15 protein-coding genes, 2 pseudogenes and 2 riboswitches are annotated in these 25,234 nt (G+C 61.1%); of the genes and pseudogenes, 9 read left to right on the plus strand and 8 right to left on the minus strand.

The features are described from left to right. Nucleotides 1-10: 10 nt before the first annotated feature. Together ACTG2J_RS16420 and ACTG2J_RS16425 are read right to left on the minus strand one after the other, a co-directional pair. Nucleotides 11-2,992 (minus strand): M66 family metalloprotease, encoded by a 2,982-nt coding sequence (locus tag ACTG2J_RS16420; RefSeq protein ID WP_439997674.1) that lies wholly within the window; start codon nt 2,990-2,992, stop codon nt 11-13. Nucleotides 2,993-3,065: 73 nt separating this feature from the next. Further along, a pseudogene (locus ACTG2J_RS16425) lies at nt 3,066-5,678 on the minus strand (glycosyl hydrolase family 18 protein). A 99-nt stretch (nt 5,679-5,777) separates the two neighbouring features. Next, a riboswitch (cyclic di-GMP riboswitch) is annotated at nt 5,778-5,865 on the minus strand. Between the two features lie 315 nt (nt 5,866-6,180). On the opposite strand from ACTG2J_RS16425, the gene ACTG2J_RS16430 reads away from it, so the two are divergent. Beyond that, nucleotides 6,181-7,416 carry a sensor domain-containing diguanylate cyclase gene (locus ACTG2J_RS16430; RefSeq protein ID WP_439997675.1) on the plus strand — a complete coding sequence of 412 codons (1,236 nt, stop codon included), beginning with the start codon at nt 6,181-6,183 and terminating at the stop codon, nt 7,414-7,416. A gap of 127 nt (nt 7,417-7,543) precedes the next feature. Here ACTG2J_RS16430 and ACTG2J_RS16435 read toward each other — a convergent pair whose 3' ends face one another. Together ACTG2J_RS16435 and ACTG2J_RS16440 are read right to left on the minus strand one after the other, a co-directional pair. Further along, nucleotides 7,544-10,138: a glycosyl hydrolase family 18 protein gene (locus ACTG2J_RS16435; RefSeq protein ID WP_439989351.1), complete on the minus strand. Its 2,595-nt coding sequence runs from the start codon at nt 10,136-10,138 to the stop codon at nt 7,544-7,546. A gap of 102 nt (nt 10,139-10,240) precedes the next feature. Next, nucleotides 10,241-10,328, minus strand: a riboswitch (cyclic di-GMP riboswitch). A gap of 234 nt (nt 10,329-10,562) precedes the next feature. Further along, entirely contained in the window at nt 10,563-14,030 is a 3,468-nt protein-coding gene (locus ACTG2J_RS16440; protein WP_439997676.1) for a hybrid sensor histidine kinase/response regulator, read from the minus strand. A 216-nt stretch (nt 14,031-14,246) separates the two neighbouring features. Here ACTG2J_RS16440 and ACTG2J_RS16445 point away from each other — a divergent pair, with 216 nt between their 5' ends. From ACTG2J_RS16445 to ACTG2J_RS16455, 3 genes are read left to right on the plus strand one after another with little or no spacing between them, the layout of a single operon-like run. Then, the gene (locus tag ACTG2J_RS16445; RefSeq protein WP_041210868.1) at nt 14,247-14,795 is read left to right on the plus strand and encodes a DUF2975 domain-containing protein; all 549 of its coding nucleotides are present in this window, start codon (nt 14,247-14,249) and stop codon (nt 14,793-14,795) included. A 7-nt stretch (nt 14,796-14,802) separates the two neighbouring features. Beyond that, nucleotides 14,803-15,012 carry a helix-turn-helix domain-containing protein gene (locus tag ACTG2J_RS16450; protein WP_033112641.1) on the plus strand — a complete coding sequence of 70 codons (210 nt, stop codon included), beginning with the start codon at nt 14,803-14,805 and terminating at the stop codon, nt 15,010-15,012. 6 nt (nt 15,013-15,018) lie between these two features. Further along, the gene (locus ACTG2J_RS16455; protein ID WP_439989350.1) at nt 15,019-16,236 is read left to right on the plus strand and encodes a hypothetical protein; all 1,218 of its coding nucleotides are present in this window, start codon (nt 15,019-15,021) and stop codon (nt 16,234-16,236) included. A gap of 77 nt (nt 16,237-16,313) precedes the next feature. On the opposite strand, the gene ACTG2J_RS16460 is transcribed toward ACTG2J_RS16455, so the two are convergent. Together ACTG2J_RS16460 and ACTG2J_RS16465 are read right to left on the minus strand one after the other, a co-directional pair. Further along, nucleotides 16,314-17,468 (minus strand): 3-phenylpropionate MFS transporter, encoded by a 1,155-nt coding sequence (locus ACTG2J_RS16460; protein ID WP_439989349.1) that lies wholly within the window; start codon nt 17,466-17,468, stop codon nt 16,314-16,316. A gap of 289 nt (nt 17,469-17,757) precedes the next feature. Then, nucleotides 17,758-19,863 (minus strand): TonB-dependent hemoglobin/transferrin/lactoferrin family receptor, encoded by a 2,106-nt coding sequence (locus ACTG2J_RS16465; protein WP_439997677.1) that lies wholly within the window; start codon nt 19,861-19,863, stop codon nt 17,758-17,760. A 193-nt stretch (nt 19,864-20,056) separates the two neighbouring features. On the opposite strand from ACTG2J_RS16465, the gene ACTG2J_RS16470 reads away from it, so the two are divergent. Genes ACTG2J_RS16470 through ACTG2J_RS16480 form a run of 3 tightly spaced genes read left to right on the plus strand, consistent with a single transcriptional unit; the run spans nt 20,057 to nt 22,029 of the window. Beyond that, nucleotides 20,057-21,028 (plus strand): ChaN family lipoprotein, encoded by a 972-nt coding sequence (locus tag ACTG2J_RS16470; RefSeq protein ID WP_439989347.1) that lies wholly within the window; start codon nt 20,057-20,059, stop codon nt 21,026-21,028. Nucleotides 21,029-21,053: 25 nt separating this feature from the next. Then, a complete protein-coding gene (locus tag ACTG2J_RS16475; RefSeq protein WP_005348211.1) occupies nt 21,054-21,608 on the plus strand; it encodes a cysteine hydrolase family protein in 555 nt (184 codons plus the stop codon). A gap of 37 nt (nt 21,609-21,645) precedes the next feature. Continuing rightward, nucleotides 21,646-22,029, plus strand: a complete 384-nt coding sequence (locus ACTG2J_RS16480; RefSeq protein WP_139478611.1) for a hypothetical protein — start codon at nt 21,646-21,648, stop codon at nt 22,027-22,029. 86 nt (nt 22,030-22,115) lie between these two features. On the opposite strand, the gene hutZ is transcribed toward ACTG2J_RS16480, so the two are convergent. After that, the gene (gene hutZ, locus ACTG2J_RS16485) at nt 22,116-22,673 is read right to left on the minus strand and encodes a heme utilization protein HutZ (protein ID WP_005335257.1); all 558 of its coding nucleotides are present in this window, start codon (nt 22,671-22,673) and stop codon (nt 22,116-22,118) included. Continuing rightward, nucleotides 22,670-23,182: a heme utilization cystosolic carrier protein HutX gene (hutX, locus tag ACTG2J_RS16490; protein ID WP_113739643.1), complete on the minus strand. Its 513-nt coding sequence runs from the start codon at nt 23,180-23,182 to the stop codon at nt 22,670-22,672. The genes hutZ and hutX overlap by 4 nt, the downstream gene beginning before the upstream one ends. Nucleotides 23,183-23,352: 170 nt before the next feature. Between hutX and ACTG2J_RS16495 the strand changes: the two are divergent. Together ACTG2J_RS16495 and ACTG2J_RS16500 are read left to right on the plus strand one after the other, a co-directional pair. Beyond that, a pseudogene (locus ACTG2J_RS16495) lies at nt 23,353-24,203 on the plus strand (heme/hemin ABC transporter substrate-binding protein). Next, nucleotides 24,200-25,231 carry a FecCD family ABC transporter permease gene (locus tag ACTG2J_RS16500; protein ID WP_005335261.1) on the plus strand — a complete coding sequence of 344 codons (1,032 nt, stop codon included), beginning with the start codon at nt 24,200-24,202 and terminating at the stop codon, nt 25,229-25,231. The pseudogene ACTG2J_RS16495 and the gene ACTG2J_RS16500 overlap by 4 nt, the downstream one beginning before the upstream one ends. Nucleotides 25,232-25,234 lie beyond the last annotated feature (3 nt).

Here is a 25,234-nt window from a genome sequence, read left to right on the forward strand (position 1 = left end):
TGGACTCAACCTAGGGGCAGCTTGCCGCCCCGACATCCAGCCAGACATCGTGTTTGCCCGGCTCGTTGCCTTGAGTCCACCACTTGGCCTTCCACTGACGGCCGTTGTGGTTGGTGAGATCCCCGCCGTTGTAGGCAACGGCTGCGTTCCAACCCAGATCAACCTGACTCACCAGCGCCCACTGATCGGCTGCGCGGCTCGGCTCATTACCCTGAGTCCAGTACTTGGCCTGCCATACCAGCTGGTTGTGGCTTACCTTGTCGCCGCCGTTGTAGACCTTGCTGGCCTGCCATGCGGGAACGTTGGCCGCTTCCGGGTCGGTGGTGTTGCAAGAGCCGTCGACCACGGGCGCCAGCGTCAGCATGACGCGCCCTTCGCTCTGATGTACCCCATCCGAGACGCTCACACTCAGCTCATGCTGCTCGCTGGTGGTGACAACTGGCGGTAACAGACGCAGGTTGGCACTGGTCTCGCCTTCCGCCTGCCAACCCGCCGGGAAGTGCCAGCGGTAGCTGAGTGCATCCCCCTCGGGATCGCTCGCCTCAGCAGTGATGGTCAGCCACTCACCGCCGATGCCGCCAAGCTGCGCCGGTACGGTCACCACAGGAGGCTGGTTCTCAACCACGCCCTGCTCCAGCGGCCGCCCGTTGACGGTAAAGGAGAGGGTCTGCTGCGGTGGCAACAAGCTCTGCTGTACCAGCGTCTGGCCACGGCACTGGATGGTAGCGCGACCGGGCTCGCTGGCGGTAGGCAGGTTGATGTGGAACTTGTTCATGACGCTGCTGGCCGCTCTGTGATTGGCCAGCCTGAAGCGCTGCAGACCATCGCGGGTCTCCACCTGCAGCTGGCAGTCACTGCCGGACAGGGTGTTGCTGTCATCCGGATAGGTGAAGCCGTAGGCGCCGTGCAGCGCCGGATAGATGTAGCTGCGCAGGGCTCCTTGCGGATCGTAATAGCCCACCAGAGTGGTCACCGGCACGCCGAATTGCTCGGGCTTGCGCGCAACCTTGGTATCGATGGGGGAGACCTCCACCCAGCTCTGGCCATCCGAGGTGAAGCTCTTCTTGAAGCCCCGGTTCACCACAATTTCCTTGCCGTTGATAAAGAGGCGACTGTTGTAACCGGCCCCGTGATCGATGGTCAGACTGCGCCCCCGGTTGTCCGCAGAGGCAACCGGCACCCGGATATCACGAGTCCAGCGACCGTCCCACATGGCGACCCTGACCAAGCCGTAATCCGCCAGCAGGGCACTCAGTCCGGCCTCGCTCAGGGCATCCATGGGGGCATCGACCTTCTCGATCCCCTCGATTGTGTGCTGATAAGGCTCCATCATGGCCGTCACACTGTTCCACTTGCTAAAGCCGGTGGCCGAGTTGGCATCGAACACTGCCTTGCTCTCGAGGAAGCGCTGAATGATGGCGGCGGAATTGGGGGTATAGAGGGTGAAACGGTTGGCGCCGGAGAGAGGGCGGCCGCCTGCCATCGCATCGTGGCCAAACTTGCGGCCATCGAACGGTGGCTGGCACTGGCCATCCAGACAGGCATCCTCATTGGTGCGGGTCGGTGAGAAGTTGGGGATGAAACGGTGTTTGTCACTGTCCCAGCCCCAGCTGGAGTTGAGCTGATCGGCACTGCGATGAACCGAGCCGCGGAAACCATCCACATAGTGGCCAAGGCCGAAGTTGTGGCCCACCTCGTGGCTGAACTCGTTGCCCAGCGAATCATCCAGCGTGACGATGCCACCGCCACCGGAACCTCCGTGCACCTGAACTCCATTGGCATACTTGCCGCGACTGTTGTGCGCCGTCAGCTGGGCCACCACAAAGGGATGGCTTCCCTCCCCTTCACCAGCACTGCTGTTGATGCCGTAGTTGGCATTGTCGATGCCGTGGGAGATAAGCTCCTTGCCGATGCGCTGACGCATGGTGCCGCCATGCCAGCCCCCTTCGCTCGGGTCAAAATCAGTCAGCAATGTGCCGTTGGGCAGCATCACCTCAGGCAGGGAGAGCGGTGCATACTGACTGACAATCAACCGGCTGGCCGGAATGGTCTGGAAGTATTCGCGATGTGCCTCCTTGTCATTGGCAAAGGCAAAGCGATCCCGTGGCGGGGTGAGCATGCCGATGTCGATGGTGTGCAGCAGCAGCTCGCCGGGGGCGCCGACCTTGATGTCACGCAGTTCACCACTGAGATTGCCCTGACGAACGGAGAGGTTCAGTCCGGGCTGGATCCACTCGGCAGGCAGCTCGCCGCTCCAGGTATCCGCTGCATAGGTGATGCGGTTGTTCTCCAGCTCCCCCTCGCGGAACCACTGCCCGTTGGCAAACTTGAACTGCAGGGTCTGGCCACGGGAGACGGTCACCTGTCGCTCGCCATAGAAGGCCGTCGAGTTATAACCGGCGCTGGAGCGGATCCGCACCATCTTCCCCTCCAGCTCCGGGCTCACGGGCAGGTAGATATCCCGAACCCAGCGGCCGTCGGCGGTCTGGATCTCCACCAGCGCGCGACCAGTGAGCCGCTCCTTGAGGAAGGCGCCGCTCTTGTCGCTCAGTTTGGCCAAATCAGCACTGCTGCTGATGACGGCACTGCTGCCGCTCTCCGGGATGAAACTTACTCCGCCTTCGGGAACCCCCGCGAGGTGGTAGACCGTCTCGGGCAGCGCCGATGGCGGCGACAAGGTCAGGGTGCCAAGCAGCTTGCCGCTGCCGTCACGGGCCTCCACCGTCATGGGGGTCACCCCGTCGGCCTGGAGCGGTTTCACCAGCAGCAGGCTCTTGCGCAAGCTGGTCAGGATGGGTTGGCGATCCCCCTCTTTGGGATAGGAAGGCAGGATCTGGCTCTGGGCAAACTGCACGCTGGCAGCCAAGCTACCCGCCAGATCGCTTTGCTGTGTCGTGTCATTGAATATCAGGGACGAGGTGGTGGCAGACAGGGGGCCAGCCGCCAGGGTTGCCATGATGAGGGCTGCGATTCTGGTCACATTTGTGGTCATTGTCGGGTTCTCGTTCATATTGCTATCGGGAATGAGGGGCATGTCGCCATGCCCCGTCATCGGTGAGGAGGCCTCAGTTACAGCTTGCTGCCCCGATATCCAGCCAGACATCGTGCTTGCCCGGCTCATTGCCTTGAGTCCACCACTTGGCCTTCCACTGACGGCCGTTGTGGTTGGTGAGATCCCCGCCGTTGTAGGCAACGGCAGCGTTCCAACCCAGATCAACCTGACTCACCAGCGCCCACTGATCGGCGGCGCGGCTCGGCTCATTACCCTGAGTCCAGTACTTGGCCTGCCATACCAGCTGGTTGTGGCTCACCTTGTCACCACCGTTGTAGACCTTGCTGGCCTGCCATGCGGGAACGTTGGCCGCTTCCGGATCTGTGGTGCTGCAAGAGCCCCCCTCACCACCTTCGTTGACTGGCGTGACGGTGAGATGGGTGGCCGCGTTGGCATCGAGTGCGCCATCGGAGACGGTCACAAAGAGGTCATAACCGGTTTCGACATCCACCGCCGGGCCGGTGACCACCAGAGTGGCGCTGTTCTGGCCGGTCGCCGTGATACCGGCAGGCACTTGCCATTGATAGATCAGCTCGTCGTCGTTGGGGTCGGATGCCTTGGCGGTGATGGTCACTTGCTTGCCCTCTTCCACCTTGACGCTGGCGGGCAAAGTCACCACCGGAGGCAGGTTGGGCTGCGGCGCCTTGTTGGTCACCACCACCTGATCGCGGGCGGTGAGGTTGTGGTCGTCGGTCACTGCCAGCTCGAACACCAGATTGATGTCGGCGGACACGGCATCGAGTACAACCCGGGCCTTGGCCTGAGTGGCATCAAGCAGAGCGGCCTGCGGGCCGGAGACCTGCTTCCAGCTATAGGTGAGGGTGCCATTTTCCGGGTCGTGGGAGGCGGAGCCGTTCAGCGTCACCTCGGTCGGGCCGGTGACACTCAGATCGCTGCCCGCATTGGCTACTGGCGGCTTGTTGGCTGGCGGAGTGACCCCTTCGCCGTGACCGAGACCTTCATGCATGGCGTTGAGGATGTCGCCATTGTCGGCATCGATCTCCCAGGAGAAGAGCCCGCCCAGCTTGTTGGCCAGCACGTATTGGCCTTTCGCCTTGACCGAGCGCTCGTCGTCATAGGTGATCAGCTCGCCGGTGGAGGGCTTGAACAGGGTGGCCGCTTCGGCAGTCTCGTCGTAGTTGTACTCCCAGCCTGCGCCCATATGGCTGTTGACGATGTGGCGATAATCCAGCACGCCATCTTCCCAGGTGCCCTTGATCTTGCCGGTGGCGGTGCCGGTGAAGGGGTCATTGCCCTGATAACCGCTCACCCCTTTCCAGCCGCGACCGTAGGCGGCGGCACCGATCACCAGCTTTTCGGAGTCGACCCCTTGCGCCAGCAGTTGCTGTACCGCTGCATCAGTGTTGTAGCGCTTGTTGGCCGAGCCGTTGGTGGCCTGATAGAGGTTGGCCTGATGACCCAGGGAGGTATTGCTCCAGGCACCGTTGTAGTCGTAACTCATCACGAAGAGGTGGTCCATGTACTGCTGGGCAACCTTGTAATCCACATCCTCAATCTTGTCGTAACCGGCACCGATGGCGGAGGTGAGCTGATAGGTGCGACCGGTCTCGGCCTCCAGCTCGTCGAGCATGGCGCGCAGATCCTTCATGATCAGCACATAGGTTTCACCATCTTTGGTCTTGTCCCCCAGATTGGGGTTGGCGCCATCGCCGCCCGGGAACTCATAGTCGATATCGACACCGTCGAAGAACTTCCAGGTCTGCAGGAACTCTTTGACCGAGGCGACGAACACATCACGCTTGGCCTTGTCATGCATGAAGAAGAAGGGGTCGGAGAGGGTCCAGCCACCGACGGAGGGGAGGATCTTCAGGTCCGGATAAGCCTGCTTGAGAGCCATCAGATTGCCGAAGTTGCCCTTGTAGGGCTAATCCCAGGCAACCAGTGACCCCTGCCCTTTTTGCAGCGCGGCCCAGGGATCGTGAATGGCGACCTGGAAATCCTTGCGCCCGGCGCAGGCACGTTGCAGCGCCTGGAAGCTGCCGGCAATCTCTTTGAGGCTGTCATTGAGGCCATCACTGCCACAGATCGGGGTGAAGCCATAGAGGATATGGGTCAGGTTCTGGGCCGGCAGCTTGTCCACGGTGAAGTTGCGATCATAGACCCCCCACTCCACATAGTAGGTGCCGACCACCTTGCCAGACTTGTTGACGTAAGGCTTGTTGTGCTCCTGCAGGGCAGGCTTGAGCGGCGCAAGGTGGCTGCCATCGGTATCGGCGACCACGATCTCCTTGGCATCAGACAGGGTACAGCCATCGCCGTTGCACAGCGCGACCTGCATCTGATAGCGGCCCCCCTTGTGCACCTTGAAGGTGGCGGTACCCGCGGCGGAAGAGGGACCGGACCAGACTTCCTTGCCATCCAGCAGCACCTTGGCACTCTGGCCAATATCGCCGTTCCAGAGATTCCAGGTGACGGTCACATCGGCGCCATCCTTCACCTTGACCAGCTCGTTATAAGCGGTCGCGGACTGGTTGACTTCGACGATGGCAAACTTGGTGGGGCCCCAACCGATGGCGGGTTTGCCGGGAGCTGCCGCATAAGCGGCGGAGGAGGCGAGCAGGGTACCGACCATCATGGCCAGCAGCGCGGGTTTTGGACTTAGCATATTGCTTTCCTTTTCGTTATTGGAAAAACGAAAGAGCAACGCAACACGACAGGTGACACAAAAACGGCCACCCCTTGGCAAAGGCAGCCTGCATTCTACTGTGGTGGCCCCGCTATCCTAGGTCGTCTTGACCCTTAGACCGGAAGCTTTGCGTCCCGACTTTTCAATCGGTTTGCCCTTGTCACAACGTTATTTCTGGCGATAAATAATCGCCGATTGACTGTAGGGTAATTCTGATAAGTAAGCAAATAGGACCATTGCCAGCCCACCAGTTACCAACCCCGACAATTACCCACTTTCAAGAAATTAATGTTTAAAAAACAGCCGGATATGCAGACATAATCTCATCACCTCCAACCAGATACCTCACACCATTTTTTTGATCTGCATCACACCAAATTGAGAAAAATCAATGAGTAAGAACAATATGCGACAAAAGACCCATCTGTATCGCAACTAATGAATTTATAATCGCCGCTTTGCATGGCCAGCAGGTGTCTTCATGCCCAGCGAATTGCCCTCACGCACCCGGTTATCCAGATACGACAAATTTGTTCGTTTGACGATTTATGCCTTGCCACTGGCCGGGATGATCTGGCTTATCAACAGCCTCAATGGCTGGCAAAGGGCGCCGCTTGCCAGCACCTTGCTAGTCCAGAGCTACCTTATCTGCACCTTCTGGCTCTATCGCCACTACCGCTACCATCTGCACCGCCAGTGGCAGCATCTGAGTGAGGCGCTCAAGATCAACGAAACCACCGCCGAACTGGCCCGCAACTCGGCGCAATACCAGACCGAAGAGGCCTTTCTGGAGGATCTGCTCAGACGAGCCGTGATGTTGATCCCGGGAGCCGAGATGGGCTGCCTGATCAAGCTGCTGCCGGGCACAGGCATGTTGAGGTATGAAGCGGCCATCGGCATGGATCTGGTGAAACTGCGGCGGATCAATCTGCCGCTGGAGCACACCTTTCAGTACAAGCTGACTCAGGGGCGCTGCAACAAAACACTGCTGATCAACGACCTGTCGAAGATAAATGCCACCATGCCCCTGTCCGAACAGGACAGAGAGCTGCTGGTCAACTGCACCGACCTGCCCATCCAGGCCACGCTGGCGACCCCGATCCATATCGATGGTCAGCTCTACGGCATGATCAATATGGACAGCAGCAAACGTCATGCCTTTACCCGCTACGACAGCCACCTGATGGCGATCCTGGCGCGGGATATTCGCCACGCCATCACCATCTATCAGCAGTCCCGCCGCATCTATCAGCTGGCCAATACCGACCAGCTGACCGGGCTCGCCAATCGCCAGCAATTCGAACTCGCTCTGCAAGCACAGCCGGAAGGCACCCTGCTGCTGATCGACATGGATAATCTCAAGCAGCTCAATGACAGCAGTGGCCATTTAGCGGGTGATCAGGCCCTGCGCCTTATCGCTGATGGCATACGCCAGCACTTCGGTCAGGGGGTGATTGCCGCCCGCTTCGGCGGGGATAAGTTTGTGCTGCTCACCACTCTGACACCGACCGAGCTGCAACAGGCGATGGCCAGGCTGACGACCATGCTGGCCAGCGCCTCTCCGACTATCTCGTGCAGCATGGGGATGACCCCCTATCGCGGCGACTTTGCCGCCGCGTTTGCCAGAGCCGATGCCGACATGTATCAACACAAGCGGCACAACAAAGAGCAGCGTGCGGCACAGATGCCAGCAAGCGGGGAGAGCATTAATCACTAGGCAAGAGTGAGCACTTTGCAGGGACACGAGAGAAGCTGGGGGAAACCGGTTGGCAGACCCGCCAGAATGTGGCGAAGCGGGGAGAAAAAACGGGGCATGACTGGCATGCCCCGCCACCATTCAATGCTTATTTACAGCTGGCGGCCCCCACATCCTGCCAGACGCCGTGTTTGCCGGGCTCATTGCCCTTGGTCCAGTACTGCGCCTTCCACTGACGGCCGTTATGGGTGGTGAGCTCGCCACCGTTGTAGGCCACATTGGCATCCCAACCCAGTTGCACCTTACTCACCAGCAACCACTGATCCGCAGTGCGGCTCGGCTCGTTGCCCTGGGTCCAGTACTTGGCCTGCCACACCAGCTGGTTGTGGCTCACCTTGTCGCCGCTGTTATAGGTGCTGGCCGCTTTCCAGACTGGCCAGTTGGCCGCATCCGGATCGGTCGCCGTGCAACCACCGCCGCTGCTGGCCGGTTTGACCGTCAGACGGGTTGCCGCACTGGCATCCAACCCACCGTCGGAGACGGTGACGCTCAAGTCATAGCCGGTGTCGCTGGTGACGCTCGGGCCGGTGACCACCAGGGTGGCGCTGTTCTGACCCGTTGCGGTGATGCCTGCCGGCACGCTCCACTGATAGGTCAACGGATCACCATTCGGATCAGAGGCGGTCGCCTTGAGGGTCACCTGCTTGCCAGATTCCACGGAGGCCGTGGCAGGTAGACTCACCACCGGCGCCAGATTGGCCTGCGGCGCCTTGTTGGTGACAACAACCTGATCCTTGGCACTCAACTGCTGGTCATCGGTCACTGTCAGCTCAAACACCAGATTGATGTCGGCAGTCACCGCATCGAGTACAACACGGGCCTTGGCCTGAGTGGCATCAAGCAGGGCTGCCTGCGGGCCGGAGATCTGCTTCCAGCTGTAGCTGAGCGCGCTGTTTTCCGGATCGTGGGAGGCCGACCCATCCAGCGTCACCTCGGTCGGGCCGGTCACCTTGAAGTCACTGCCCGCGTTGGCCAGCGGCGGCTTGTTGGCTGGTGGAGTCGTCCCCTCGCCGTGGCCCAGCCCTTCATGCATGGCGTTGAGGATGTCGCCGTTGTCGGCATCGATCTCCCAGGAGAAGAGGCCACCGAGCTTGTTGGCCAGCACATACTGCCCCTTGGCCTTGACCGAGCGCTCGTTGTCATAGGTGATGAGATCGCCGGTCGCCGCCTTGAACAGATAGGGCGCCTCGGCCACCTCGTCGTAGCCCTTCTCCCAGCCAGCCCCCATCCGGTTGTTGACGATGTCGCGGTAATCCACCACCCCGTCCTCCCAGGTGCCTTTCACCTTGCCGGTCGCCTTGCCGGTGAAGGGGTTGTTGCCCTGATAACCGCTCACCCCGGTCCAGCCACGGCCATACATGGCGGCCCCGACCACCAGCTTGCCCGGTTCAACCCCCTGCGCCAGCAGCTGATTCACCGCCTTGTCGGTGGTGTACTTGGTATCGGGATCCCAGCTCGCCGCATAGAGGTTGGTCTGGTGGCCCAGCTCGGTGTTGCTCCAGGCACCGTTGTAGTCGTAGGTCATCATGAAGATGTGGTCCATGTAGGGCTGGGCCGCCTTGTAGTCCACATCCTGGATCTTGTCGCCCCCCGCGCCAATGGCCGAGGTGAGCTCATACTGGCGACCGGTCTCGGCCTCCAGCTCGTCGAGCATGGCCCGCAGCTCCTTCATCAGGGCCACATAGGTGGCACCATCGCTCGGGCTGCCCAGTTTCGGGTTGGCGCCCTGTCCGCCCGGGTACTCCCAGTCGATGTCCACACCGTCGAAGAACTTCCAGGTCTGCAGGAACTCTTTCACCGAGCCGACAAACACGTCACGCTTGGTTTTGTCACCGAGGAAGTAGAAGGGGTCTGAGAGGGTCCAACCGCCGACCGAGGGGAGGATCTTGAGGTTCGGATAGGCCTGCTTGAGCGCCATCAGGGCGCCAAAGTTGCCCTTGTAGGGCTCGTCATGGGCAGTGAGGTTGCCTTGCGGCATCTGGATGGCGGCCCAGGGATCGTGCATCGCCACCTTGAAGTCAGCCCGGCCGGCACACGCCCGTTGCAGCGCCTGGAAGCTCCCTTCGATCTCCTTGAGGCTGTCGTTGAGGCCATCCCCGCCGCAGATGGGGGTGAAACCATAGAGGATATGGGTCAGGTTCTGGGCCGGTATCTTGTCCACTGTGAACTTGCGGCCATAGACCCCCCACTCCACATAGTAAGTCCCCACCACCTTGCCGGACTTGTTGGCGTAGGGCTTGTTGTTCTCCTGCAGCGGCGCCTTGAGTGGCGCCAGATGGCTGCCGTCGGTATCGGCAACCACAATCTCCTTGGCATCAGAGAGGGTACAGCCATCGGCGTTGCACAGCGCCACCTGCATCTGGTAGCGCCCCCCTTTCTTCACCTTGAATTTGGCGCTGCCCGCCGCGGCCGAGGAGCCGGACCACACCTCCTGACCATTGAGCAGTACCTTGGCACTCTGGCCCAGATCGCCGCTCCAGAGGTTCCAGTTCACCTCCACATCGGCGGCATCCTTTACCTTGACCAGATTGTTGTAGGCAGTGGCCGCCTGATCGACTTCAACGATGGAAAACTTGGTGGGGCCCCATCCGATGGTCGGCTTGCCGGGCGCCGCAGCATAAGCGGACGAGGCGCAGCACAGACCGACCGCAAGGGCCAGCATGGTAGGCTTTGGACTTAGCATTTTTATATTTCCCTATTTCGTTATGTTGGCAACGAAAAGGGCTACGCCCTGACAGGTAACGCAGACGGCAGTGCGGCCTCTTGGCAAAGGTGCACAACAACCTGTGGTGGCCCCGCTATCTCAAGTACGGCTTATCCCTGGACCGGAAGCTTTGCGTCCCGATCTTGCGATCGGTTTGCCCTTCGGTTACTTCATTTGCGATGCAAAAAATCGCATCCCGACTATAGAGTGAGCCAATCCGGTCTGCCACTGTCGGCGTTCACCGACAGTGGCAAGCCAAAAGAGTAACTGGCAGCCATTACGCAAGAAGATGACGATATCTTCGCCAATAAATCTCTGTTTTCGGCATTCATCCATGACCAGGGTCCACGGGATCATTGCGCGGTTTTGTGAGCCGGTTCACGGCTAGCCGCCCCGGATGCGGCTAGCGCAGCAGCAGACTGTTCATCAGGGCCCGCAGTTTGAGCGGTTTGACCGGTTTGCTGATGTAGCCATACCCCCGCTCGCGGATCTGCGCCTGCAGCTCGCTCTTGCGATCGGCACTGATGATGATGCCCCCCAGCTCGTCGCCACACACCCGTTGCAGGGCAGCGAGCGCCTCCAACCCGGTCTTGCCGTCGTCGAGGTGGTAGTCAGAGAGCACCAGTCTCGGCACAAACCCTTGTGCCACCAGCTCCTCGGCTTCGGCCAGATCGACGGCGCATCGCACCTCGCAGCCCCAACGGCCGAGCAGGGTGCTCATGGCGGTCAGAATGTCCCGCTCGTTGTCGATACAGAGCACGGCTACCCCTTCCAGCTGGCTGTCACGCACCACCGGCGCCGCCAGCTGATGGGCCGTGACCGGCCGGGTCGCCAGATTGAGGGTCACCGCAAAGACCGATCCCTTGCCCGGCCAGCTCTGCAATGTGAGCTGATGACCGAGCACCTGCGAGATGCCGCGGGCGATGGCAAGCCCCAGACCCAGCCCCTGCTCCTTGGCGGTGCGGGAGTGATCGAGACGGGAGAACTCGTCAAAAATAGCCTCCTGCTTGTCCTGCGGGATACCGGGGCCGTTGTCCCATACCTCGATGCGGATCTTCTCCCCCATCCGGCGGCAACCAAGCAGCACCCGGCCCCCCGGGTTGTAGCGAAACGCATTGGTCAGGAAGTTCTGCAACACCCGGCGCAGCAGCCGCACATCGCTGTGCACCGCGTGCTTGCTCTCCACCACCGAGAAGTGGATCCCCCCCGCCTGCGCCAGCACGCCAAACTCCGCCTTGAGGTTGTCGAGCAGATCGCACAGGGCAAAGTCGAGCTTCTTGGCCTTGAACTTGCCCGCTTCGAGCCGCGAGATATCGAGCAGATCGGTGATGAGATCCTCGGTCGCCCCCAGCGCATCATCGATATGGCGGGCGATGCGGGCCTGCTCGCCAGCATCGGGCAACATCTCCAGCAGGGAGGAGGTAAACAGCTTGGCGGCATTGAGGGGCTGGGTCAGATCGTGGCTGACCGCCGCCAGAAAACGGCTCTTGGATTGATTGGCCCGCTCCACCTGCTGGTTCACCAACAGCAGCTGGCGGTTGAGTTCGGAGAGCTCACGGGTGCGCTCGGCCACCCGTGCCTCCAGATGTTCGTTCGCTTCGCGCAGCACCCGCTCCGCATCGCGAAACGGCGTGATGTCGGTAAAGGTCATGACAAAACCGCCGGCGGGCATGGGGTTGCCCTGCATCTCGATCACCCGCCCGTCCGGGCGCTCCCGCGCCGAGATATGGGCGCTGCCGCGTTTCATAAAGGCGACGCGCCGCGCCACGTGATCCTCGATATCGCCGGGGCCACAGAGCCCCTGCTGGGCGTTGTAGCGAATGATCTCCTCGATGGGACGCCCTGCCTGAATAAGCCCTGGCGGATAGTGGAACAGCTCGATGTAGCGGCGGTTCCATGCCACCAGCCTAAGCTCCCTGTCCACCACCGAAATCCCCTGCCCGATATGCTCGATCGCCCCCTGCAGCAGGCCGCGGTTGAAGCGAAACACGTCGGAAGCCTCATCGACGATGGTGGCGATCTCCTCGAGCTGCATATTGCGCCCCTGCAGGGCCGAGGCGAGCACCAGCCGTGCCGACGAGGTGCCAAACACCCCCGCCAGCAGCCGCTCGGTGTGGGCAATCAGTTCGGCCGAAGCCTGCATCTGGGGCGCCAGGGTGCCGCCGCGCTCACCGGCGAAGCGACCAAAGGCGCGTTTGACCCGGCTTGAACCGACGAAACGGGCCGCCAGCATCTCCAGCTCCTTGACCGAGACCCGCGCCTGATAGAGGGCAGCGGTATCGCGACTCGGCTTGCCGACAAAGTTGGCCGCCTGCAGCCGCTCGCTCACCGCAGGGCGCGACAGCAGCGAGCCCGCCACATAACCGAGCAGGTTGAAGAGCAGGCTGAGGAAGATGCACCAGGCCCCGAGACTCAGCTCGCGAAACGCAGGCCAGTCCGGCGGCGCCAGCAGCTCGGCCAAGGGCGAGCCCGCCAGCAAGCCACTCTCCACCAGCAGGGTGACGAACCAGAGGCTCACCCCGAGGCTCAACCCAAGATAGACCCCCTTGCGATTGCCGTGACGCCAGTAAAGACCGAGCAGCAGGGCTGGCGCAAACTGGGCCACCGCGCCAAAAGAGAGATAGCCGATGCGCGACAAGCTGGTGAGATCGCCGAGCCAGAGGTAGAGACCCCAGGCCGCCAGCAAGATCAGCAGGATGGCGCCACGGCGCACCTGCAACAGCAGCCGTACCAGCCGCTCGTCACGCCCCTGCCGCCAGAAGCGGCGCAGCAGCACCGGCAGCACCAGATCATTGCTCACCATGATCGCCAGTGCGATGGTGCAGACGATTACCATGCCGGTAGCCGCCGAGGTGCCGCCGAGAAACGCCAGCATCGCCATGCCATCGAACCCGAGGGCCATCGGCAAACTGATCACATAGGTGTCGGAGGCCATATCGGCACCCACCCACTGCTTGCCCGCCAGCGCCAGCGGCCAGATAAAGAGCCCCATCACGAACAGGTAAAGCGGGAAGATCCAGCGCGCCCAGTGCAGGTCCTGCCCCTGATTGTTCTCCACCACAGTCACATGAAACTGGCGCGGCAGGCAGATGACGGCGCACATCGCCAGCACCGTATAGATGGCAAGCTCCAGCAGATTGCCGGGGCTCACCGCCACCACCTGTGCAAAGAAGTCGCGGGTCACCTGCTCGTGAGCCTCGCCCGGTTTGCTCAGGATCAGCCAGAGGGCGAAGCCCCCCACCGCGATAAAGGCCAGCAATTTGACCACCGACTCGAAAGCGATGGCCACCACCATCCCCCTGTGGTGCTCGGTGGCATCGAGATGGCGGGTGCCAAACAGGATGCTGAACAACGCCAGCAACATGGCGACCCCAAGCGCCAGTTCGGCGGTATTGCCCGATATAGCGCTGGCGTGCCCCGTCCCTACGCTGTTGACCATCAGCAGATCGAGCCCGGTCACGATCGCTTTGAGCTGCAGCACCAGGTAGGGAAGGATCCCCATGATGGCGATAAGGGCGATGAGCATGGCGAGACGCTGGGACTTGCCGTAACGGGCGGCGATGAAGTCCGCGATGGAGGTGATGTGTTCCCGCTTGGCCACCAGAATGAGACGCGCCAGCAGCCGCCAGCCAAACAGAAAGACCAGCATGGGGCCGAGATAGATGGGCACCGGCGACCAGGGGGATTCACTCGCTTGGCCCACGGTGCCGAAGAAGGTCCAGGAGGTACAGTAGACCGCCAGCGACAGACTGTAGAGCAGGGGCTGCCCCTTCATGCGATGCCGCTTGTGCTTGTCCGCCACGAAGGCAATCAGAAACAGCAGCCCCAGATAGGAGAGCGACAATCCGATCAGCAGCCATCCCTGGTGCATCGATAACTCCTTGTCCATGTTGAGTTTTTGTATACAACCTCGCCAGTCTAGAGAGGCTGCAGCCAAAAGTCATCCCCTTCGGACAGATTGAAATTATCGTTTCTCAATAAGTTTCATCTTGACTGTATATCGCAAAACAATAAACATTGCCGCTGTGAATATTGATAAACGATAAACTTTACCTTTCAGACAACACCCATAACGGCGAGGAATGAGATGATATCCAACAAACTCGAACGCTCGAGCATGCTGATCGAATGGCTGCTGCTACTGGCTCTGCTGGCGACCCCTTTGATCACCTTGCTGGAGGTGTGGACCCCCTTCGGTGGCGCCGATTTGCTGCAGGAGAAGCTCAACACCATTCTGAGCCGTCCCGGCATCAACCCGGCAGACTATCCGCTGCACTTCTCCACCCGGCTGCTCGGCACTCTGGTACAACTGTTGCCGGATCTGGTCTTCATGATGATGCTCTGGCAACTGCGCCAGCTGTTTCGTGGCTACCGCCACGGCCTGCTCTTCACCTTCGAGCAAATCCGCCGCTACCGGCAGATCGGGCTGCTGCTCTGTGCAACCTTCGTGGTCGAGTTGATCCACCTGCCCCTGCTGGATACTGTGCTCACCATGAGAGGCCCGGAAGTACTCGGTACCATAGCGCTGAGTACCTCAGATTTCCGGGTACTGCTGGCGGGACTGATCGTACTGGCGCTGGCACTGGTCATGCGCGAGGCCAAACTGCTGGCCGATGAACAGCAACTGACGGTGTGAGGATCCCATGCCCATCATCATCCGACTCGATGCACTGCTGGCCGAGCGCAAAATGACCGCCCGTGAACTGGCCCAGCGCATCGACATCACCGAGGCCAATCTCTCGATCCTCAAGAATGGCCACGCCAAGGCGGTGCGCTTCTCCACTCTGGAGGCCATCTGCCGTGAACTCCAGTGCCAGCCCGGCGATCTGCTGGGCTACGAGCAGGAGCGCTAACCCCTTATGAGTCGTCATATCACCCTGTTTGCCCTGTGGCTGCTGCCGCTGTGTGCCTGCGCCAGCGATAACGGGAGCGGCCCCCGCTACCTTGTCGAGCAGGGCGCCAGCGCCAATGTGCTGCAAGTGCGCCTTACCATGCAGGGCGAGCCCCCTTTTACCCTACTCCCAACCCGCCAGTTGCCGGGCAGTGCCACGCCGGCTTCCCCCGCGCTGGTCTGCCTTGCAGACAACCAGCCGGTTGCTCTCAACCAACCCTTCTCTTGCAAGGAGATCGGCTGGCAGATCACGCTCACACCGGCTCCGGCAGAGGGTGCTGATGCCTCGGCCCAACAGTCGCTGCTGTTTGCTCCCGACCAGTGGCTATTGACCGAGTGGGGTAACTTTGTGCGCCAGCAAGGGAGCCACCAAGGGGAGGTCTGTCTGCCGGATGGCAGCTGCCAACCGTTACCGGATGTCAACCAGCCACCGCTGATCCTGCCATTTGGTCTGCAAATTGTCCCCGTCACCAAGCCGGATCCGCGGCTGGTGCTGAGCCATGACGAGATTGCCAACCAGCTCGATCTGCCGGCCTTGCAGCAACAACTGAATGAGATCATCGACTATCTGGCCTTTCAGCTCGATGTGGCCCAGCCCACTCATCCATGGCAACTGGTGTGGCTCGGGCGAGATGTGGCGACCCACTCTCTTGGCGGAGCCGCCGGGGATCAGGTGTTTGTCGCCAACTACCCAACCATGAATGGCAAGCCGACGCCACAGGCCCCCTTGCGCCTGCTGCGCACCTCGGCCCACGAGGCGGTGCACATTCTTAACGACCGCAGCTCGACGCCACAGCCCACCTGGGTTGAAGAGAGCCTTGCAGAATACCTCGCCATCAAGGCTCTGCGCCGCTTTCGGCTGCATCAGGTCACGGCGATCAACGAACTGGCCGGGCGGGGCAAACAACTGCCTCATAACGAGAGCGGCCTCTATCGGGCTGCCCGCGAAGTGATGGCTGGCGATCGCTCCTACTACCCGCTCTTTTACGTCAAGGGGAGCGCCTTCTGGGAGGCACTGGAGCGGGAGCTGAAACACAATGACGTGACGCTGGCCCAACTGCTGCCCCAACTGGGCTGGCTGCCGGATGGCCGCTTTGATGCCGCATCCAGTGAACTGCTTGCCGGCACCATCGGCTCGGATACCTGGCGCCGCCTCAGACGCCACTATCTTGGCGAGCAGCAGTAACACCGCAAACCGCAGCAACGAAAAAGGGAGAGCCGTGGCTCTCCCTTTTTCCAGGTGATGATTCAAACAGACAGATATCAGGCCGGAGCACTCTCCTGCGCTGAGGGCACAAAGGGGCGCAGCCGCAGGAAGAACACCGGCAAGACCACCAGCACCATCAGGAAGAAGATGCCGCCGCCAAGGGGCTCGAACAGCACGCCGCAGAGTGCCATCAGAGCCGCCACCGTCATGCCAAGACCCAGCGCAGCGTAGAGGGACTGGGTCGGGATCAACTGCTCGGCCGGTAGCTGGCGGGTCATGAAGCGCACTGCCCCGAGATGGCTCACCCCGAAAGTGACCGCGTGGAGCAGCTGCCCCAGCACCAGTACCCACAGCTCGGTCGAAGCCCCCAGCAATACCCAGCGCACCACGCAACCGATGGCTCCGGCGATAAAGAGGCTCTGCGCCCCGAAGCGTTGCAGGAAGCGCTTGTCGGCGGCGAACATACAGATCTCGGCCACCACCCCGATCGCCCATAGGTAACCGATGATGGTGCCGCTATACCCTTGCGCCTTCCAGTAGATGGCACTGAAACCGTAGTAGGCGGCGTGGCTTCCCTGCAGCAGCGCAGTCAGCAACAGGAAGCGGCGCACCGGCGCGCTGCGCAGGGTCGCCAGCAGGGATGCCTTGGCGCGCTCCCCCTGCACATCCTGTGGCGCGGGACTAAGTGGCAGCCAGCTGAGCAACAGCATCAGCACCAGCCCCGCCACCATGGTGTGCAAAATCCAGTCGCTGCCGAAGTTGCCCACCAGCGCCCCCACCAGGGTCGAGGCAACGATAAAGGCAAACGAACCGCAAAGTCGCACCTTGCCATAGTCGATATGCGCCTGCACCACCATGCGGGTCGCCAGCGCCTCACCCACCGGCATCAGGGTCGGATAGATAAAGTTCGCCAGCAGGGTCAAGCCCACCAGCCACCAGAGGTGATGACTGAGATAGAAGCCGAGAAACGCCAGCAGACTGAGCAGGGAGAGCAACCGGGTAACCGGCAGCAGATGGCCCGCCCCCTTGATCTGCCCCATCACCATCAGGTTGCCGGCAAAGCGGATCGCCATCCCCGCCCCCAGCAGCAGACCTATCATCTCGGCACTGACGCCCACCCCCTCCAGCCAGAGCGACCAGAACGGCAAGTAAGCACCGTAGACAAAATAGAAGGCGCCGAAAAAGAGCGCTAACCAGGAAAACGCGGGCATAGATCCTCTGCAACCGGATGACGGGAGCAGAATGATAACCCATCCGCACCCACAGATCCCGATGGAAACCCCGCGAAGAAAACGAAAAAACTTCAATAAAATTGAACTATTACCGAAGATGCGGGGTCTACCTGGTAACACCTCCTCCTGGTTAGTGTTGCAATCCTTCCACCCGCCCACGGCGGGTTTCTTTTTTAGGCAAACATTTGATCTGCTCCATCGTCACAACATGGCAGCGACAAAAAAGGGGCCGAAGCCCCTTTGATTATCTGCGTCTGTTGTTTGCTCTTTAGAATACGTATTTGACCCGTGCACTCAGGTTGCGGCCCGGTTCGGTCATCAGGCTGTTGTCGGAACCTGCATCACGACCGGCGATGCGCTCGTAGCTGGTGTACTCCTTGTCAAACAGGTTGAAGACCCCGACGTTGAGCTGCAGATCGCTCATCGGGTTGAACTGGGCGTACATATCCACGACACCCCAACCGGCGCTCTTCACGTAATCGTTGCCTTTGCTGTCTTTACGGACTTTGTCCATATCGTCAGCAAAGCGCAGCGCGGTATTGAAGTTCCACTGGAACTGTTCCAGACGCACACCGACGGAGCCGTTGAGCGGGCTCAGGCTGTTGATATAGTTGCCATCCCCATCCTTGCCTTCGATGTAGGCGAGGTTGCCCCAGACATTGACGATGTCGTTGAGCCAGTAATCCGCCTTGGCTTCGACCCCTTTGGTGGTCGCCTTGCTCAGGTTCTGGTACTGATAGACGGCGGTGCGCCCCTCTTTGCCCACTTCCACCATCTCGATGAAGTCTTCAAACTTGTTGTAGAAGCTGGCTACTTCATAGCTGAAGCCGTTGCTGCTGCCACGCACACCAAGATCGATGCCGTCGCTGCTCTCCGGATTGAGGTTCGGGTTGGGCTCGATGCGATAGCCGTAAGCCTGATGGTTCAGGGTGGAGAAGGCGCTGTCATACATGGGGGCCTTGAAACCGTGGCTGTACTGGGCGAACAGGTTGGCCGCCTCGTGGGCCTTGAACACCAGACCCAGCTTGGGTGACAACTCCCCTTCGGAGAACTTGTGCAGCTTGTCGCCGGTGTAGGCGGGATCGTTGTCCGGGGTCATCCGGTAGTAGTCATAACGGGCACCCGGGGTCAGTACCCAGCGCTCGCCAAACTTGATCTCGTCAAAGGCCCACAGGGCGCTGCGCTCGCTGGTGGTAGCCGGGAAACTCAGCTCGTTGTAGCCGACAAAATCACCGGGAGTCGTCGGCCCCTTGTAACGGGTACGTTCGTTGTCGGTGTGCTCGTATTCAGCCCCCCAGGCCAGGCGGTGGTTGGCGACCGCCTTGTGGAACTGCAGCTGGGCGCCGATGTTCTTCTGATCGAACACGTTGTGATCAAGCGAGTTTTTGGTCACATAGGGGTTGCCGGGGCTGACCGGATACTTGGATGAGGCGTACTGATCCAGTGTCTGCTTGGTGCGGGCGAAGTAGACCTTGCTATCCATCCGATCGGCCCAGCCTTGATTCAGCGCGATGCCGTGATCCAGCACCACAGAGAGGTTGTCGGTCTGCTTGTCGGTGATGGGCTGATCAAAGACACGGGCAGTACCGGTACCGACCTTGTTGAGCTTGACCGCATCCGGCTCCTCGCCATCGGTCAGGTAGTCAACGGTCAGCTTGAGGAACTGCTCATCGGAGAGGTTCCACTTGCTCTTGAGCAGCAGAGCGTGGGTACCGATATCGAAGTCGTTCTTGGTGGAGTCGAAATTCTGGGTCACACCGCCATCGCGCCAGGTGTAGCGCAGCAGGTTCTCCACTTCACCAGTGCGCAGGGCGCCGGTAAAGCCCGCCATCTTCTGGTGGCTGCTGGAGGCGTAACCGCTGGTCACATCCAGATAACTATCCTTGCCCTTGAGGAAATCGCTGGCATCCTTGGTGGTGATGGCAATCACGCCACCCAGCGCATCGGAACCGTAGGCGGCAGACGCCGGCCCCTTGGCCACTTCTACCTGCTTGATCATGTCGGTATCGAAGTAGCTCTGGCCAACCCCACCCTTGCTGTAGGCATCGTTCTGGCGCACACCGTCGCGCACCACCTTGACCCGGTTTTCCCCCATGCCGCGGATGATAAAGGTCTGCGCATCCCCCTGACCGCCGAGCACGGTCACACCGGGTTCGTAGCGGAACAGGTCGGCAACGTTGGTGACGACCTGCTCTTCAATCTGCTTGGCGGTGATCACCGAGATGGGGCCGGAGACATCTTCCAGTTTTTGCTCCATCCGTGAGCCGCTGACGACCACGACTTCATCCGCCTTCTGGGTGGCAGCAAAGACCTGGGAGGAGAGACCAGCCGCCACGGCGAGGGCAACCAGAGAGAGTGCGTTATGATGGGTCACAGCGAATCCTTATTGAGAACTGTTATCAAACAGGCCGCATATTACCCGGCTCTAGACAAAGATCAACAAGAAACGAAATCATTCTCATTTGTTTTGAACCAAATTGGTTTTACACTGTCGCCCTGTGTTGCCCTTATTCTCTATTAGCCCCCCGAGATGCACCGGCATCCGGGCATATCAGCCGTGAGATCCCATGATTAGACGACTTCCCCTGCTCGCCCTGCCGCTGCTACTGGCAGCCTGTGCCACCCCCACCCAACCGACCCAGTCATCACAGTTGCAGACGCTCTATGACTACCGGCTAAGCGGCGAAAGAGAAGCAGACCTGACGCTGGAGCAAGCAATCGCGCGCATTGCCGACGCCGACATCATTCTGGTGGGTGAGCTGCACAGCCATCCCGCCGTGCATCTGTTGCAATCGCGCCTGCTGAGCGGGCTCTACACCGCAGGTCAGCAGCACGGTCGGCCATTGGCCCTCTCCATGGAGCAGTTCAGCCGCGCCGATCAGAAGACGTTGGATGCCTATCTGGCGAACCAGATTGGTGAAGCGGCCTTGATCCGCGAAGGCAACGCCTGGCCCAACTATCCGAGCGACTACCGCCCGCTGGTAGAGTTTGCCAAAGCGCACCAGATGCCGGTGATCGCCGCCAACGCCCCCAAGCCGCTGGTGAGCTGTGTCGGTCAGGAGGGGGCTGAGTGGCTAGACAAACTGCCCGCGTCGCGTCGCAGCCAGCTGGCCCGCCAACTGACGCAGGGGGATGATCCCTATCGCCAGAAATTTATGGCTTCCATGCACCACGGCGATGCCGACAGCAACGCCCGCCGCTTCGCCGCCCAGACCAGTTGGGATGACACCATGGCCGAGAGCATGGTGGATTATCTCGCCAAGCACCCGGGCCAGCAGATCATGCATATCGCCGGCAATTTCCACGTCGAGGGGGGGCTTGGGCTCGCCAGTCGCATCGCCAGCCGCAATCCTGCCCTCAAGGTAGCGCTGGTCGTGCCCCGCACAGATGAGACCTCTGTTGCAGATCCCGCAGCCGATGTGCAGGTAACCATCATGCCGCTGCCTAAGCGCTGGCAAAACAGTGACGAGATGAAGCAAGATATGGGCGCGCTGCATCAATCCCGCAGTCGTGACTGCAGCCAGTGGCTGCAACCCTAATCTTCCAGGAAACGGCGGGTAAAATATGGATGTGTTACTGATCATCGATGTGCAGCAAGGCTTGTTCAACGAGCCCCGTTACCGCCAGGAGCAGGTGCTGGCCAATATCAATCGGGCTGCGGCCCATGTCAGACAGCAACAGGGACGGGTCATCTATATCCAGCATGACTCGCCCCCTGGTACCGAACTGGAACCGGGCACCCCGGGTTGGCAGTTGCACAGTGCGCTGCAACCGGCCAAGGGGGAGAGCCGGGTGCGCAAAACGGCCTGTGACAGCTTTCTCGATACCGAGCTTGCCTTCCTGCTGGCCGAGCAGCCGGTCGATCGACTGATCCTCTGTGGCTGCGCCACCGATTTTTGCGTCGATACCACAGTGCGCAGTGCGGCCTCCCATGGGTACGAGGTGCTGGTGTTGAGCGATGGTCACACCACCGCCGATCGCCCCCACCTGAGCGCGGCCCAGATCACCGAGCACCATCACTGGATGTGGCGCCACCTCAGCCTGCCGGAGGGGCGCAGTGTGACCCTGCTCACCACCGACGAGCTGCTGGCAGTAACACCCGCCCTGCAGCCGTGCTAATCTGCGAGCCTCGCCTCGTTTCTCACTGGAGTCTGTCGTGCGCCTGTTGTCTGCCACCCTGTTGTTGATTGTTCCCCTGCTGTCGGCCTGCTCCAGCTTGCCCGGCCAGAAGTATGACGGGCCGCCCCCCCTGTTTCTGACCCACATCAACGAGGAGGGGAGCAAGCGGTTCACCTTTGAAGCCGCGCCCAACGACACCTTGCCGCGCGGCCTCTCGGCGGCCCAGAGCCAGCGGCTGCTGGAACAGCGGGAGGCGTTACAGGAGAACCTGCTGACCGAGACCCTGGCGACCAAGCAGTATTGCCGCCAGGGCTACATAGTGCTGAGCCAGACCTCCTGGAAGGTGCGGGGAGAGTGCAACGAAACTGCCACCGACGCCGATCGTCGCGCTTTTCCCAACAAGGCCTCCTGGCAGGATTGAACTGGCGGATGAGATAACGCAATAAAAACGGGCAGCCAATTGGCTGCCCGTTTTGTTATGACGGCTGTAGTGGTCGACAGAGATTATCAGACCGGCGCATCGGCCGGGCTGGTTAGCTCGGCACCGTTGTCGATGCGCTTGTGCCCTTCCACCAGATGGACGAAATCCACCAGCTCGTCACCGGAAACCGCGAACGCCTGTCCGAAGCCCTTGACGAACAGCCCCTGTTCCGGTTTGAGGCGGAACAGTTTGAAATCCTTGAGGTTGGAGAGACCCTTGATGATCTCGCCAAAACGCCCCTCCAGCGCCGCCACCGCCTTGCTCCAGCGGGCGTCGTCACGGGCCACCACTTCAGCCACCGCATCGAAGGTCAGGCGCTTGCGGGCAAACAGCTCGCGGGCACCGCTCTCATCCTCGATCAGCATCAGGGATACTCGCGGCACCTGTTGCAGGTTACGGGCGTGGCGAGCGATCTCGGAGATCAGCACATAGTAGCCATCTTCCTGCAGCACGAACGGGGCATAGCTGGCGTTGGGGTTGCCTTCGCCATCGACTGTGGCGAGCTGCAGGGTGCGGCAGCTGTCGCGAAACTCGCGGATCTCCGGTTGCAGGCGGTTCTGCAGACGCTCCTGACGTTCACTCATGCTTTGACTTCCTCTTGAGAGTTGTGGCGCAGCGCCATGAAACGGGTGACCTGATCGGCCAGCAGCTGGCGTTTCTCGTCGCGACCCAGATAGACCTTGAAAATGCAGCGGCCGGAGTGACCGAAGAACTGGAAGGAGTGCCCCTCCTTGCCCATGAACAGCTTGCTGACCAGCGCAATCCCCGCCACGTTGTCGAGCTTGAGGTGACCATGCAGCTCACCGTCGCGGCCCATCAGGTTGTAGTAACCGCGTGCGTCCTTGCCTTTCGGGAAGGGGGCTTTTACCTCGAAGATGGATCCTTCTGATTCAACGATGGTGGTCACCGGGCCCCAGTCGGCCAGATCTTCCAGCAGAGCTTGTGCGCGATCGGCGGGTAGCAGGGTCACCAGCTCGGCGGGCAAATGGCGAACCACCTCCCATTCACTGATGGCAAGCTGGGCCGCCAGGGTGGACGGATGAGCGCCGGGATCCTGCTCCAGCAGCGCGTGAATGCGTTGTGCAATGCTCATGTTTTCTCCCTCTGCGGGACCAGGTCGTCCCGCTGTTTATCATGGCGGCTACTCTAATAAAGCACTGGAATCAATGCAATTGATAATTGCTATCATTATCAGTGCATTTTTTCCAAAGCCTTGATATTCTCGGCGGCACACCCGTTTCATTCACCCCTTCGGAGGTTAGCATGGGCCGTCGTCTTGCCCTCGCCATCACCCTGCTCTGCAGTTCATTCTCTCCCTTCTCTGCCGTTGCCGCCGACGGCCAGAAAGAGCGTATCGTCAGTATCGGCCCGGCCACCACAGAACTCATTCTGGCCCTTGGCGGTGAATCGAGCCTGATCGCCACCGATGTCAGCAGCCCCTTGCCAAAAGGGTTGCCCAAGGTGGGTTATCACCGGGCGCTGGCCGCCGAAGGGATCCTGAGCCTCTCCCCCACCCGACTGGTGGGCAGCGACGAGATGGGCCCGGCCCCGACCCTGGATCAGCTGCGTCGTGCCGGGGTCAAGGTGGAGGTGCTGGATACCGCGCCGACCCTCGCCAACCTCAATCAGCGTATCGACACCCTCGCCAGCCTGCTGGGCGATAAAGCCGCTGGCGATCGCCTGAAGGTTGAGATCCAGGCTCAGACTGCTCAGCTGGCGGCGCAAGCCAAACAGAACAAACCGCTCAAGGTCGCCTTCCTGCTGCTGCACAAGGGGCAACCCACCAGCATCGCCGGGGGGACACCACTGCCAGCGCGCTGATCTCGCTGGCGGGCGGCATCAATCCGGTCGCCGAGTTACGCAACTACAAGCCGGTATCCGCCGAATCCCTCATCGAGATGCAGCCCGATCTGGTGCTGGTTAGCGGTCGTGACTGGCAGCAATATGCCGATCCGGCCAAGGTGCTGGCGGAAGTGCCCGCCTTGGCGGCTACCCCGGCAGGCAAGCGCAACGCCATTCACGCCATCGACGGTCACGCCCTGCAAGGGGGCCTGAGCCTCAACTCCCTGCAACAGGCGAACCAGATCGCCCAGTGGATCAAGCAGGGGTCATGATGCGGTTACCCCTCTCCTGGCTGCTGGCCTTTACCACGGCCGCACTGGCACTGTTGCTGCTCGGTTCGCTGGCAACCGGCCCTATGACCCTCACCCTGGGCGAGAGTCTGCGGGCGCTGTTTGCCGGGCAGGAGAGCGGGATTGAGTCGCACAAACTGCTGATCGTGCAGGAAATTCGCCTGCCGAGAACCCTGCTCTGCATCGCAGTGGGGGGGATTCTAGGGCTCTGTGGTGCCGTGATGCAGGGGCTGTTTCGCAACCCCCTGGCTGACCCCGGCATCATAGGTGTCTCCGGCGGTGCGGCGCTCGGTGCGGCGCTCGCCATCGTGCTGCTGGCCCCCCTCGGCCAGCAGCTGCAAGCCACCATCGGGGTTGGTCTGCTGCCGCTGCTCGCCTTTCTCGGCGGCGCCCTCACCACCACCCTGGTCTATCTGCTCGGCACCCGTGAGGGGGGCACCTCGGTCACTGTCATGCTGCTGGCCGGGGTCGCCATCACGGCGCTCTCCGGTGCAGTGATCGGCCTGCTCACCTATCTGGCGGACGATCAGATGCTGCGCAACCTGAGCCTGTGGCAGATGGGAACGCTGGCGGCAGGCAAACCGGCCGATGTGGCGCTGGCCCTGCTCACCCTGGCGGCCCTGCTGTGGCTCTTTATGCGCGATGCCAATCCCCTCAATGCCCTGCTGCTGGGTGAAGGGGAGGCTCGTCATCTGGGGGTCAATGTGCAATCCCTCAAACGTCGTCTGATTCTGCTCACAGCGGCGGGCGTCGGGGTGGCGGTAGCGGTATCGGGGATGATCGGCTTCGTCGGGCTGGTGGTGCCTCATCTGGTGCGCCTGCTGGCGGGTCCCAACCATGTCAGGTTGCTGCCGCTATCGGCCCTGCTTGGCGCCGCCCTGCTGCTGGCAGCCGATATGCTGGCACGCACCCTGCTGGCCCCTGCCGAGCTGCCGGTGGGCATCATCACCGCCCTGCTCGGCGCCCCCTTCTTCATCTGGCTGCTGGTAAAAGGCCGCCGCGCCCTGTGATAC

Source organism: Aeromonas sp. 6P, assembly GCF_051919525.1.
In the GTDB taxonomy this organism is placed as follows: Bacteria; Pseudomonadota; Gammaproteobacteria; order Enterobacterales; family Aeromonadaceae; genus Aeromonas; species Aeromonas veronii.

Bases quoted from the DNA above. Each gene is read 5' to 3' on its own strand.
- ACTG2J_RS16420 (WP_439997674.1), bottom strand. From the start codon at position 2,992: ATGACCACAAATGTGACCAGAATCGCAGCCCTCATCATGGCAACCCTG.
- ACTG2J_RS16430 (WP_439997675.1), top strand. From the start codon at position 6,181: ATGCCCAGCGAATTGCCCTCACGCACCCGGTTATCCAGATACGACAAA.
- ACTG2J_RS16435 (WP_439989351.1), bottom strand. From the start codon at position 10,138: ATGCTAAGTCCAAAGCCTACCATGCTGGCCCTTGCGGTCGGTCTGTGC.
- ACTG2J_RS16440 (WP_439997676.1), bottom strand. From the start codon at position 14,030: ATGCACCAGGGATGGCTGCTGATCGGATTGTCGCTCTCCTATCTGGGG.
- ACTG2J_RS16445 (WP_041210868.1), top strand. From the start codon at position 14,247: ATGATATCCAACAAACTCGAACGCTCGAGCATGCTGATCGAATGGCTG.
- ACTG2J_RS16450 (WP_033112641.1), top strand. From the start codon at position 14,803: ATGCCCATCATCATCCGACTCGATGCACTGCTGGCCGAGCGCAAAATG.
- ACTG2J_RS16455 (WP_439989350.1), top strand. From the start codon at position 15,019: ATGAGTCGTCATATCACCCTGTTTGCCCTGTGGCTGCTGCCGCTGTGT.
- ACTG2J_RS16460 (WP_439989349.1), bottom strand. From the start codon at position 17,468: ATGCCCGCGTTTTCCTGGTTAGCGCTCTTTTTCGGCGCCTTCTATTTT.
- ACTG2J_RS16470 (WP_439989347.1), top strand. From the start codon at position 20,057: ATGATTAGACGACTTCCCCTGCTCGCCCTGCCGCTGCTACTGGCAGCC.
- ACTG2J_RS16475 (WP_005348211.1), top strand. From the start codon at position 21,054: ATGGATGTGTTACTGATCATCGATGTGCAGCAAGGCTTGTTCAACGAG.
- hutZ (WP_005335257.1), bottom strand. From the start codon at position 22,673: ATGAGTGAACGTCAGGAGCGTCTGCAGAACCGCCTGCAACCGGAGATC.
- hutX (WP_113739643.1), bottom strand. From the start codon at position 23,182: ATGAGCATTGCACAACGCATTCACGCGCTGCTGGAGCAGGATCCCGGC.
- ACTG2J_RS16500 (WP_005335261.1), top strand. From the start codon at position 24,200: ATGATGCGGTTACCCCTCTCCTGGCTGCTGGCCTTTACCACGGCCGCA.